This window comes from Lactobacillus sp. ESL0785, assembly GCF_029395455.1.
In the GTDB taxonomy this organism is placed as follows: domain Bacteria; phylum Bacillota; class Bacilli; order Lactobacillales; family Lactobacillaceae; genus Lactobacillus.
The window spans coordinates 622,358-634,767 of record NZ_CP113916.1 but is presented as its reverse complement, the minus strand read 5'-3'; the positions used below and the strand labels follow the sequence as shown (position 1 = coordinate 634,767).

Here is a 12,410-nt window from a genome sequence, read left to right as displayed (position 1 = left end):
ACCACTGGTTATAGCCTGCTTAAGGTACTAGTTCTTAAATTTTTCTAACCTAGATTCTGAAATTTCGGCATTCAATTCTTGCTCATACCGACTAATTTGTTCTTGATCCCAATTATAGTAATCTGCCATGTGCTTGATAATGCCTGCTTTAACCTTATCTAGAGTATCATTCTTAAACAGAATATGATACGTCCGACGCAGCAAGTAATCAACTGGCGTCAACGCCATTTCTTCATTAAGCGAATAATCAAGAGCAGCAGTCTGCCCTAATGTTAAACCAGCTGCTGGTTCAATTTCTTGTGCATGTGCAAAAATTTGATTTGCATCTGAACCAAAAAGATTAGCTATTTCCTTAGCATCTTCTGAGCTAATTCCACTTTGAACACCGTTTTGGGCAATTGCTGCCAATTCTGCCTCGGCATTATCTGAATCAAAGTCGCCACCCGCAACCTTAATTTCAGCTGAATCTTGCAGAACAAAGTCTTTGCCAAAATCATCATGCTGCTTTTGCTTAATTTTAGCCAAAGCACCATTAGCCATAATCCGGTAATCTGTCAACTTACCACCAGCTAAAGTAATCAGTCCATCTTCTGCTTCTGTCAGTGAACTACCACGCGAAACAGCAGATGGTGCTGACGTACTATCTGACACACTAGCACCACTAACGGCATCAGCAGCTTCAGTTGGACTAATTTCAGCTTCAATTAATGGCCGGATACCTGCCCAGCTAGCTTCAATATCATCGACTGTTAAGTGAGCCATCGGATATTTTCGATTAATAATATCTAGCAGATAATCAATATCACCTTGTTCAACTGTTGGATGAGCATAATCACCAGTAAAGTCGGTATCAGTCGTACCAAAGTAGGTTTTTCCTTCTCTTGGAATTGCAAAAATCATCCGACCATCAGCAGTTCCTGAACCAAAATAGGTTGGTTGCGATATCTTCAAACGTGATTGATCAACGACTAAATGTACACCTTTAGTTGGACGCAAACGCGGCTTCTTATAACTTTGCTTGTCCTCTTGTCTTACAGTATCAGACCAAGGTCCAGAAGTATTAATTACTACATTAGCATGAATAACAAATTCTTCGTCTGTTAATTGATCCTTGACTCGCACACCATTAACGCGGCCTTGATCATCATGTAAAATATCGATGCACTTCAGTCGGCTAACAGCAAGACAGCCTAAATCATGAGCTTTTTTAACATTTTCTAATACCAGACGTGAATCATTGTTTTGGTAGTCAAGATAAACCCCTGCTCCCTGCAAGTTAACTGGATTCAATTGTGGTTCACGCTTTAGCGTTTCTTCCTTATTGATTGTATAGTTGGCATATTTCATTAGTGGCGAATCACCTTCAATGCCTGCTAAATGATCATACAAGTCCATTGCCACTTTAACAGAAAACATTGTAAAAGTTGTCCCTGGTTCATCATAAATTGGCAAAATCATAGGATCAGGTTGCGTCATATGAGGGGCGATATGCTGAATTACGGCACGTTCCTTAACTGTATCCGAAACTACTTGAACGTCGAATGTTTTTAAATAACGAATCCCACCATGTACCAATCTAGTTGAGCGAGATGATGTGCCACCACCAAAATCCTGCATATCAATCAGACCAGTTTTCATCTTAGCTGCGGCTGCTTGTAAAGCGACCCCAGCTCCAGTAATACCGCCTCCGATAACTAGCAAATCTAGTTTTTCATTTTTTAAACGTTCGATTTCTTCTTTTCTTGTTGTTAATGAAAATGGCAATTTATTCAATCTCCTAACTTCTAATCTTCTGCTTGATAAGGATGATATGAAAAGCTTTGTGCTGCTTTAACCGCTGATTTCCAGCCTTGATACAAGTTATCACGTTCTGCCGCACTCATTTGCGGTTTAAAAGTTTTTCCTACCTTCTGGATCTTTTTAATTTCATCAACATTTTTCCAAAATTTAATTGCTAGGCCTGCCAAGAATGCAGCACCCAAAGCCGTTGTTTCCAAATTTGCGACACGTTCAATTTCTATTCCTAAAATATCCGCCTGAAATTGCATTAAATAATCATTATTGGCAGCCCCACCGTCAACCTTGAGCTTAGGAATTGAAATACCAGTGTCCTTACGCATTGTATCGATGACATCACGACTTTGATATGCTAATGACTGCAAAGTAGCTTTGATAAAATCATCTCGTGAAGTACCACGAGTTAGCCCAAAGACAGATCCCCGAACATTAGAGTCCCAATATGGTGCCCCTAAGCCAGTAAAAGCAGGCACAACAAAGACTTCATTATGATCAGTTGAATTACGAGCTGCTTCTTCAGATTGTGGTGCATCGTCAATAATTTGCATTTGGTCACGCAACCACTGAATTGCCGATCCTGCAACGTAAACACTACCTTCTAACGCATAATTGACTTTACCATTAATTCCATAAGCAATTGTTGTCAATAAATTATTAGTAGAAAATTTAGGCTTTTCACCCGTATTCATCACGGTAAAGGCACCTGTACCATAGGTATTCTTAACCATTCCTGACTCAAAGGCTAATTGACCAAAGAGCGCTGACTGCTGATCACCAGCCATACCAGCAATTGGCACCTGACTACCATAAAAGTGATAAGCGGCTGTCTGACCATAAATTTCTGAATTTGATTTAACTTCTGGAAGCATTTTTCGTGGAATATTAAGCAGCTTTAGAATGTCGTTATCCCAATCAAGCTTAGAAATATTAAATAACATGGTTCTGCTGGCATTAGAATAATCTGTAACATGGACCTTACCACCAGTTAATTTCCATACCAGCCAAGAATCAATCGTACCAAATAGCAGCTCGCCTTTTTCAGCACGTTCTTGTGCACCAGCAACATGGTCCAAAATCCAACGAATCTTGGTAGCTGAAAAGTAAGCATCAGGAATCAGACCAGTTTTTTCATGAATTAAATCTCGATAACCGTCGTTAATCAACTGATCTGCCAGTTCTGACGTCTGCCGCGATTGCCACACAATCGCATGATAGACTGGCAGCCCAGTTTTCTTATCCCAAATAACCGTCGTTTCCCGCTGATTAGTAATCCCGATGCCAGCAATTTGCTCTGGCTTAATACCTGAATTAATAAACGAATTAGCAATCGTTGATAAAACCGAATTCCAAATTTCATTGGCATCATGTTCTACCCAACCTGGCTTGGGAAAATATTGTCGAAATTCTTTACGTGAATCAATTACTTTTTTACCATCATGATCCAAGATAATTGCCCGCGTACTTGTTGTCCCTTCATCAATCGCTAAAATATATTTTTCAGCCATTTCTGCGTCTCCTTTTTACTGCTAAAAATAATTTAAAGTAAAAGTATTATTCGTTACAATAAAAATTCTACTCTGGCATTGTATAAAGCGCTAACATATAATAGTGATAACTTATTAGTTAAAGTTATGAATCGAGGAAAACTAATGAAATATAATTTGATAGCCATTAAATATTTCGTTGATGTAGTTGAAACTCAAGGCTTTACACCAGCTGCTAAAAGAAATTTTGTTTCGCAAACTGCTATCAGCAATGCTGTCAAAAATTTAGAAAAAGAGATTAATATTAAACTGATTGATCGTTCCACTTCACATTTTAAAGTTACTCCTGCAGGGGTTAACTTTTATCACTATTCCGTAGCCCTGCTTAAGCATTACTATAACTTTAGAGAGAAAGTCAGCCAACTCAATAACACATATAGTACGCTGCGTATTCATTATCTACGCGGCTTTAGGCACTGGGCTATTCATCTAGCACAAAACTTAAAAGAAACAATTCCAGATATTCAGCTACAATTAGATACGGAAAACTTTACTGGCAGCATTCCCAAGCTAGATGCTAATGATTACGATATTTTGATTGGTTTTGCCACTGCTATCAGCAAAATTAAAGATATTCATCTTAAAAGTATCGGTACTGCTAATTTCGGAGTTTTAGTCAACAATAGTTTTCAAGCAGCCAGCAACACTAGCCAATCGTTATTTTTGCAAAAATGGTCAGCAACGGACAACAATGATGTTCAAACTAAGATTAGGATTATCCTAAAAAAGATGAATATTGACTATGATCCTGTTATCTACCTAGATAGTTTTGATGCGGCACTAGCAAATATTATGTTAAATCATGGTATGGCAATCTATCCTAAAGAACTACCAATCCCCAAAGATTATGCTAACGAAGTTTATTACTTACCCAATATTCCGAGCTTGCAATACGACGTTGTAGCAATTTATAAAGATCCAGCTATCGATAAAATTTTGACTAGTAGCTTAAAATATTAATCATTAAGCAATCAAAAATACCAGATAAGTTTTAAAAACTATCTGGCATTTTTATATTTAGTCTTCATTAACTGGCATTTTACTTTTTGGGATGTAGTCAATATGCTTTACAAATTGTCCCTTATGCTTAATAACAACATATTTTTGATTGGGATCATAACCACCAAAGTTTTCAAGCTTATACCGTAACTTATTCCCATCTTTATCAACTGCCTGAATGTTACGGTAATCTTGCGTACCCTGAGGCACTTCAGCATAATCAGTTCTCATTGAAATAAACGGATTAAAGTAATCAATGACTTCATCCACAATTGGTATATGACTTATCATGATAAATGCAATTAGGGCTACGATGACAATCACACTATTTAAGAAAAATTTTTCAATATGCTTCATTTTCGTCTCCTGCAAAAAATTAGTGTTATGCATAAATAATACAGTATTGAATATAAATAGCATGTCTATCATATATTGTCAATAACTAGTATGTGTTTTAATCTAAAGATAATTTAGTATTTTCTATCAGTGAAATTTTATCATTTTCAATTTTAATAACACAATTGCATTGCTGCCAAAGTCATTTTGCTTCTTAATTAAAGTTATAGATTACCTTGCTTTTTTAATTGTTAAAACTATTAACATGTAATTTCTTAAGTGAAATATTTTTAGATTTGGCGAATTTAGTTAATTTATCAAAAAAGATAGCCTTAGTACCACTCTTATTTGTATTGTTAAACTAATAGTGTTTCTTTACAGGCTTAACATCAACTTCAATAATTGTTGGATTATTTGGCAAGGACTCATTGTCATACGATTGCAACCTTTCTGATAACATTGCAACGATCGTCACTGCAATTATTGCACAAAGAAAGATTTTGATTTTTCTCAGTATGTAATTCTCCATATATTAAAGATATAATTAATATATACCATAATACTAATAATATCAAAAAGTAGATAGAAGCAAACTATACTTCTATCTACCGATGTTAAAAATTGTAAATAAATATTTATTGAATAAACTTAAGATACAACTGATCAGCAATTTTTAAAAGCAATACATAGCCAATACCACCCATTACAGCAAACAAAAAACTTTCCAGTAATCCGGTTATTTGACTACCCCAAGCCTGACAAATTGCTGTGATTATTCCAAAATAGATAAAAGTAAAAATGAAATTCCATCTTTTCTGTTTTTTAGGCTTTTCAAGATATTTTAGCCTATTTTTTGCAATATAATTTCTAATAGTATTCATTTGAATCATTCCATTCTATCTGTTATTCACAAATAATCTATCTATTGGTAACCCCCAACTGACGTAACTACCTCTATTACTAAATCTGACATAAACTCCTCGTTTTGATGCCTCACTTGCAGAACCTTTTATTACTGATTTTACAATTTGAGTAATAGCAGTTGCTCCTAAGCCCTCAAGGCCTACTGAAGACAATAATGATCCAACAACAGAACTGGCTGCCGTAGCACCACCCCAAACCAGAACTTTTACTATTGCACTATTTAAGTAAATAGTAAAGCCATGCTTATGGGTCGTAATATATGTTCCACCATGACGCATAAGGTCTTGAGCTAAGGCTTCTTGATACCCTTTTTCACCTAGAATCCCCTTAACATCTACACCTTGAGCTTCAAGTGACTTAAACATTTCTCTGTTAGAAATAGTTTTAGTTACATCTTGCTTAACAGTATTACTACTTGAAACAACCGATTGTTGATTATCTATTTCTGCAGCAAAGGTTGTACTTGCAGGTAAAATTGTACTTCCCATAATTAAACAAGCTGACAAAGCAGTTACAACTTTTGCATTCTTTAGTTTCTTCATAATAAGTCCCCACCTTTCTTTACAAAATATTGCTCTTTAAATATTTATAAATTCAATACAACAATTGCCCAATGAAATAATGTAATCTTTTAATTTTCTCCTTTCTCAATTCACAAATTTATAATAAAACGGTTTTATAAAAATAATTAAAAATGGTCGTATTCGACCTATAAAAATATAAGTTTAGTTATAATTATGATATAATAAGTATAAAGTAGTATTTAAAAGGAATTAAAATGGAAATTAGTGAATTACTTAAAAAATACCGAATGGCACAAAAAAAGTCCCAACAAAAATGGTCAGGGAATATTATTAGTAGATCTTTTTATGCCAAGGTAGAACGAGGTGTTCATCGAATATCCTTTGAAGATTTACTTAATCTTCTTAATTTTAATCATATATCGGTAATTGAATTTATAAACAAGCTAAGTTCAGATAACTATCTATCAAATGAAAAAGAAAAGAATTTATATCATTACATTATAAATTCATATTATCAAAAGTCAGAAACTAACTTAATCAATGCAAAAAAACAAGTTGTAAATTCTAATTTATCTAATAAAAAAGAATTGCTCATATTAATTAGTTCTTTAATCGCCTTGGTAAATAATAATTTTGATAAACTCGATAAAATAAGTAAAGTTGAAATTGAGACGACTCTTTTTAATATTGAAAATTTTAATGAGTTTAATTTAAAGCTTTACTGTGACTGTATGCATTTTTATCCTTTACGGACTAACTTGATAATATCTAAGAATATTGTTCAAAAATTTCTCAAAATAGAAAAATTGCAAATTTCTGTTTTAGGAATTATTTCAAATATTTTAGGACTATGTATTGAACATAATTATTACTCAGAAACTGATTTTTTCATTGATAGCGCTGCCCAAATAACTACAAGACCAGAATTGTTCTTTTACAAAAATATGATTGAATTTTTCAAAAGCATAATTGCCTATCATTATGACCAAAAACAATATCATTTAGAATATTGTTTTTGGGTTATTAAAACTATTAAAACAAATGGAATGCCAGAATATGCGGAAGATCTTAAAAAATATTTATATCAAAATTGTCAACCCCTAAAACAAAAGATTGAAAGTAGAAAAAAATCAAACAGTTAAATTTTCCAAACTAAAAGTTACCTACTATCTTAGTAATAGCATATAACTTTTTATATTTTGTTATTTTGTAAAAATAATATTACCCGAAAGCCAAATTATCCCAATAAACAGAATGATACAAATGACTGTGGCTAGCACTACACCTAATAGTGGGCTGATAATAAAAGCAATATGGCGCTTCTGGAAAAAGGGTAGTAAACAAGTCTGTTAAGCTCAATAAGAGTAATTCTAAAACGCCAGCACCTAAGTCGAGCTTTTTGAAAATTGATAAAACTAAAATCATTACCAGTTCACCTAGCGCAATCAACCAGCCAATCTTTTAAGCACGTTATGTCAGTAATTGTTCTCTAATTGTAGTCTTGCTTTTTTCCATTATTACTAGCTCCAACTAATTTTATTTATTACCATTTTATCAATCAATTAAAATCTTTTTTAGTTATTCTGATTTACTTGAATGAATCTAACTGAAACCAAAAACCAGCCACTGCTTATTGCAGTAGCTGGTTTTAAAACTAATTTGTGTAATAAAATGCCAATTTTTTCATTTTTTAAATTGATTCCAAAATTCATCCCAATTATTGTCGTTGACTTCAGGAGATTCTGGCAACACTCCCATTTGAATTAATTTATCTTCCGCAATTCCCTTATCAATCGAACCTTCTGGAGCCTTAGTATATTGTTCCATTAATTCCAACTCTGCCATCTTCTGAGCAGAAATCACCACAGCGGCTTTATTCTTAGGTCTTGTAATATAGATAACTTCATCATGATCGTCAACTTGATCTAAGCAAGCCTTAATATTATTTCTAAAATAAGTTTGATTTAAAGTTTCCATAAAATCACCTCATCTTCAGTTTTCAATTTTTTGTACATTTAAACAAACTAAAAAACCAGCCACTGCTTACTTGCAGTAGCTGGTTTTTAAATATTATTAGTCTTGGTAATTAACCAAAGCCAAGAATGAATCTGGCTTCAGGCTGGCACCGCCGACTAAACCACCATCAATATCAGGTTTAGCCATTAATTCCTTAACATTACCCGGGTTAACAGAACCACCGTATTGAATGCGGACATTAGCGGCAGTTTCTTCATTATAAAGATCCTTAACTGTATCGCGAATTGTCTTGCACATTTCTTCGGCTTGGTCTGAACTAGCAGTCTTACCAGTACCAATTGCCCAGATTGGTTCATAAGCAATTACTAAACTAGCAACTTGATCAGCTGACAAGTCTTTCAAAGCAGCCTTAATTTGACCAACAACCCAATCTTCTTGCTCATTAGCTTCACGCTTCTCCAGTGATTCGCCGCAACAGATGATTGGTGTAATCCCTTTAGCAAGTAAAGCCTTAGCCTTCTTGTTAATATCTTCGTCAGTTTCGTGGAAATATCCGCGTCGTTCTGAGTGACCGATAATGCAGTAATCCATACCCATTTCTTTTAAGACTTTAGGTGAAGTTTCACCAGTGAAGGCACCTTCATCTTCAAAGTAAGCATTTTCTGCACCGACTTTTAAGTTAGAACCCTTAGCAGCTTGAGCTAAATTTTCAAGGTCAACAGCTGGAGCACAAATCAAAGCTTCAACTTTAGTAGATTCTGGCAACTTGTCTTTAACTGCAGCAACAAATTCAGTTGTTTGTTCTGGATTCATGTGCAATTTCCAGTTACCAGCAATAATTGGTGTACGCATTAATAACGTCCTTTCCTAATTTATTTGTCTGAAATGCAGGCAATTCCTGGTAATTCCTTGCCTTCAAGGTATTGCAAAGAAGCACCACCACCAGTTGAGATGTGGGTAATCTTAGGTGCAATTCCTAATTGTTTAGCAGCAGCAGTTGAGTCACCACCACCAATAATTGTTGTAGCGTCAGTCAAGTCAGCTAATGCCTTACCAACCTCTAAAGTACCGTTAGCAAAGTTGGACATTTCAAAAGCACCCATTGGGCCGTTCCAAACAACTGTCTTGGCATCTTTCAAGATTTCCTTGAACTTCTCAACAGTCTTAGGACCAATATCAAGTCCCATCATATTGTCAGGAATATCATCACCAACAACTTCACGAGAAGCATCGTTTGAAAACTCCGTTGCAGCTAAGTTGTCGACTGGCAATACAATCTTACCGTCAGCATCTTTTAAGAGCTTTTTAGCAAGGTCAACTTTGTCTGGTTCAAACAATGACTTACCAATGTTGTGACCTTGAGCAGCTAAGAAAGTGTAAGCCATCCCACCACCGATTAAAATGTGGTCTGACTTAGGAATTAAGTTGGTAATAACATCAATCTTGTCAGAAACTTTGGCACCACCCAAAATGGTAACAAATGGATGAACTGGATTAGCAACAGCATCACCCAAGAACTTAATTTCCTTTTCCATCAAGTAGCCAGCTGCTGCAGGCTTACCAGCCTTCTTCATTGCTTCAGCAATGCCGACATTGGAAGCATGACTTCTATGCGCGGTACCAAAGGCATCATTAACATACATATCGCCTAGACTTGCCCAGTATTCACCAAGCTTAGGATCGTTCTTAGATTCACGTTTGCCAAAGTCATTATCAATATCTTGGAAACGAGTATTTTCAAGAACATCAACATCGCCATCTTGCATGTTATTAATTGCGTCTTCAACTTCTTTACCTTCATTTGCAGGTACAAAAGTTACAGGCTTCTTCAAGAGTTCACTCAAACGTTCAGCAACGGGTTTAAGTGATAATTCTTTTTTATCATCATCTGACTTAACCCGGCCCAAGTGACTGAGCAAAATTGCCTTACCACCATGTTCAATAATATATTTAATTGTTGGCAATGCGGCAACAATTCTATTATCATCACCAATTACACCATCTTTAATCGGAACATTGAAGTCAACCCGAACTAAAACTTTTTTACCCTTAACATCAAGGTCGGAAATAATTAATTTAGCCATCTATATCCTCCGATAACTTAATTATTTTTCTTTTAAAAAAAGGCGGAAGGAAGAATTTCCCTCCGCCTTCTCTTTTACTATCTAGCAGTAATCAAAAATTATGATTAAAGAGTAGCAAATTTCAACAAAGTACGAATCATTTGGCAAGTGAATGAGTATTCATTGTCATACCATGAAACAGTCTTAACTAATTGGCTGTCGCCAGCAGTAGTTACCATAGTTTGAGTTGGGTCATAGATGGCACCAGCAGTCATACCGATAACATCGCTTGAAACGATTTCGTCATCGTTGTAAGCAAATGAAGGACTTTCATACTTCTTAACTGCAGCGTTAACTTCGTCAGCAGTAACTTTCTTGTCAAGGATTGAAACTAATTCAGTCAATGAACCATCAACAACTGGAACACGTTGTGCGTGACCGTTAACTTTACCGTTCAATTCTGGAACAACAAGACCAATAGCCTTAGCAGCACCAGTTGAGTGAGGAATAATGTTAGCTGCAGCAGCACGAGCAGCACGCATGTTACCACCACGAACAGGTCCATCCAAAATCATTTGAGTTGAAGTGTAAGCGTGGATAGTAGTCATTGTAGCTACCTTGATGCCAAATTCTTTTTGCAAAGCATCAACCATTGGAGCCAATGAGTTGGTAGTACATGAACCAGCTGAAACGATCTTGTCGTTTGCGTCCAAAGTGTCATCGTTTACTGAGTAAACAATAGTCTTCAAGTCGTTGCCAGCAGGTGCTGAAATCAAGACTCTCTTTGCACCAGCGTCAAGGTGAGCTTGTGACTTAGCCTTGCTAGTGTAGAAACCAGTACATTCAAGAACGAAGTCAACACCATCATTCTTAACCCAAGGAATGTTTTGTGCTTGTGGTTCTGCGTATACACGGTATTTCTTACCGTCAACAACGATTGAATCTTCAGTAGCTGAAACTTCGTGGTTAAAAGTACCATGAGTTGAGTCATACTTCAACAAGTGTGCCAAAAGTGCAGGAGTAGTCAAGTCGTTAATTGCAACAACTTCGATATCCTTTGACTTTTCGCCTAAGTCCATAATGCGACGAAATGCTAAACGACCAATACGGCCAAAGCCGTTAATACCAATTTTAACTGTCATATTCTAAAGTCCTCCTTAAGAACTATTTAAGAATTGTAAACACCAATTTATTTTAAATGAGAATTATTTCTCCTTTAAAATCTTATTTGAGGCTCCTTCATCAGTAATTAACCAGGTTTGATGAGGAGCATTAGGCATATAAGCCTTGATAGCTCGCGCCTTACGGCTGCCACAAGCAAAGGCAAATATGTGAGGTATTTTATTTAGATTCTCAAACTGCAGGCCAACCTGTTGCACGCGGTCGACAATCTTTCCCTGGTCATCGAAGAAACACCCGAAACATTCGGTGACCACTTTTTTCTCACGCAATTCAGACAAGCGAATTGAATCGTATCCTCTGCGCCGTGCCATATCATGAGCTAGCCCAATGCCATGAATAACAGCATCACTTTGCGAAATATCTTCTAAGACATCTGCAAAAGTTGACTCTCTAATGAGTGACTTATATGCTTCTGTTGAAACTTGTTCAGGTAAATATAAAGTCTTATAATTACTGCCAGTTTTTGCGGCCATTGCTTGCACAATAGTATTACTTTGAATGGCGACATTCTCGCCCAAAGCACCACGTCCTGGTACAAATTCCAACTGCCGATTATTACCTAAATTCTTAGATAAGTATTTAGCAGACTTCGCAAGTGCAGCACCACCTAATACCGTAATAATTGAGTGCCCAAGCGGTAAAAGCAAATTTAAAGCTGAACTGAGTTCCTCACCCATCCGCTCATAAACACGCTCTTGCAAATCGCTATCGCCGGGAACAATGATAGTACGTTCAATTCCCAAGCAATGTGCGAGCTCAATCTCTGTCTGACGAGCATTAAAATGTTGATCAATCAGCGGTGCTGCATCCTGTAAAACTTTCTTGCCCTTCTCTGTCATAAACATGCCGAAACTTTTGATTTCTATCAAGCCCAGATCACGAAGATATTCCGTTTCTGTGCGCACATTTCTTTCAGAGAGTCCTAACGCTTGAGCAACATTCCTGCGTCCAACTGGCGCATTAAGTGAAATCTGTTCTAAGACAAGATACCTCTGCCGAAACACCTTTAGTATATCAGGAACGAGAGCTCCAAGCACAGGAAATTCCGAGTACATTTTTCTCTC

General features: G+C 36.1%; 13 protein-coding genes. 2 read left to right on the top strand and 11 right to left on the bottom strand.

Translation table 11 applies throughout. The annotated features are described in order from the left end of the window. Positions 1 to 27 precede the first annotated feature (27 nt). Positions 28 to 1,764: an FAD-dependent oxidoreductase gene (locus OZY43_RS03135; RefSeq protein WP_277165877.1), complete on the bottom strand. Its 1,737-nt coding sequence runs from the start codon at positions 1,762 to 1,764 to the stop codon at positions 28 to 30. A 20-nt stretch (positions 1,765 to 1,784) separates the two neighbouring features. Further along, positions 1,785 to 3,302, bottom strand: a complete 1,518-nt coding sequence (gene glpK, locus OZY43_RS03130) for a glycerol kinase GlpK (RefSeq protein ID WP_277165875.1) — start codon at positions 3,300 to 3,302, stop codon at positions 1,785 to 1,787. A 144-nt stretch (positions 3,303 to 3,446) separates the two neighbouring features. On the opposite strand from glpK, the gene OZY43_RS03125 reads away from it, so the two are divergent. Beyond that, positions 3,447 to 4,301: a LysR family transcriptional regulator gene (locus OZY43_RS03125; RefSeq protein WP_277165873.1), complete on the top strand. Its 855-nt coding sequence runs from the start codon at positions 3,447 to 3,449 to the stop codon at positions 4,299 to 4,301. Between the two features lie 57 nt (positions 4,302 to 4,358). On the opposite strand, the gene OZY43_RS03120 is transcribed toward OZY43_RS03125, so the two are convergent. The 3 genes from OZY43_RS03120 to OZY43_RS03110 form a co-directional block, all read right to left on the bottom strand. Next, the gene (locus OZY43_RS03120) at positions 4,359 to 4,697 is read right to left on the bottom strand and encodes a YxeA family protein (protein ID WP_277165871.1); all 339 of its coding nucleotides are present in this window, start codon (positions 4,695 to 4,697) and stop codon (positions 4,359 to 4,361) included. 614 nt (positions 4,698 to 5,311) lie between these two features. After that, positions 5,312 to 5,557: a hypothetical protein gene (locus tag OZY43_RS03115; RefSeq protein WP_277165869.1), complete on the bottom strand. Its 246-nt coding sequence runs from the start codon at positions 5,555 to 5,557 to the stop codon at positions 5,312 to 5,314. Positions 5,558 to 5,572: 15 nt separating this feature from the next. After that, positions 5,573 to 6,142 carry a hypothetical protein gene (locus OZY43_RS03110; protein ID WP_277165867.1) on the bottom strand — a complete coding sequence of 190 codons (570 nt, stop codon included), beginning with the start codon at positions 6,140 to 6,142 and terminating at the stop codon, positions 5,573 to 5,575. Positions 6,143 to 6,378: 236 nt separating this feature from the next. Here OZY43_RS03110 and OZY43_RS03105 point away from each other — a divergent pair, with 236 nt between their 5' ends. Then, positions 6,379 to 7,266: an Rgg/GadR/MutR family transcriptional regulator gene (locus tag OZY43_RS03105; protein WP_277165865.1), complete on the top strand. Its 888-nt coding sequence runs from the start codon at positions 6,379 to 6,381 to the stop codon at positions 7,264 to 7,266. Positions 7,267 to 7,345: 79 nt separating this feature from the next. Here the strand turns inward: OZY43_RS03105 and OZY43_RS03100 are convergent, their stop codons facing one another. The 6 genes from OZY43_RS03100 to OZY43_RS03075 all read right to left on the bottom strand — a co-directional run bounded on the left by OZY43_RS03100 (position 7,346) and on the right by OZY43_RS03075 (position 12,401). Then, positions 7,346 to 7,549, bottom strand: coding sequence for a hypothetical protein (locus OZY43_RS03100; RefSeq protein WP_277165864.1), 204 nt, complete (start codon positions 7,547 to 7,549; stop codon positions 7,346 to 7,348). 258 nt (positions 7,550 to 7,807) lie between these two features. Beyond that, positions 7,808 to 8,101, bottom strand: a complete 294-nt coding sequence (locus OZY43_RS03095) for a type II toxin-antitoxin system Phd/YefM family antitoxin (protein ID WP_277165862.1) — start codon at positions 8,099 to 8,101, stop codon at positions 7,808 to 7,810. A gap of 96 nt (positions 8,102 to 8,197) precedes the next feature. Further along, positions 8,198 to 8,953: a triose-phosphate isomerase gene (tpiA, locus tag OZY43_RS03090; RefSeq protein ID WP_277165859.1), complete on the bottom strand. Its 756-nt coding sequence runs from the start codon at positions 8,951 to 8,953 to the stop codon at positions 8,198 to 8,200. Between the two features lie 20 nt (positions 8,954 to 8,973). Further along, positions 8,974 to 10,185 carry a phosphoglycerate kinase gene (locus OZY43_RS03085; protein ID WP_277165857.1) on the bottom strand — a complete coding sequence of 404 codons (1,212 nt, stop codon included), beginning with the start codon at positions 10,183 to 10,185 and terminating at the stop codon, positions 8,974 to 8,976. Between the two features lie 104 nt (positions 10,186 to 10,289). Beyond that, positions 10,290 to 11,306: a type I glyceraldehyde-3-phosphate dehydrogenase gene (gap, locus tag OZY43_RS03080; RefSeq protein ID WP_277152174.1), complete on the bottom strand. Its 1,017-nt coding sequence runs from the start codon at positions 11,304 to 11,306 to the stop codon at positions 10,290 to 10,292. Between the two features lie 63 nt (positions 11,307 to 11,369). Further along, positions 11,370 to 12,401, bottom strand: a complete 1,032-nt coding sequence (locus tag OZY43_RS03075) for a sugar-binding domain-containing protein (protein WP_277165855.1) — start codon at positions 12,399 to 12,401, stop codon at positions 11,370 to 11,372. Positions 12,402 to 12,410 lie beyond the last annotated feature (9 nt).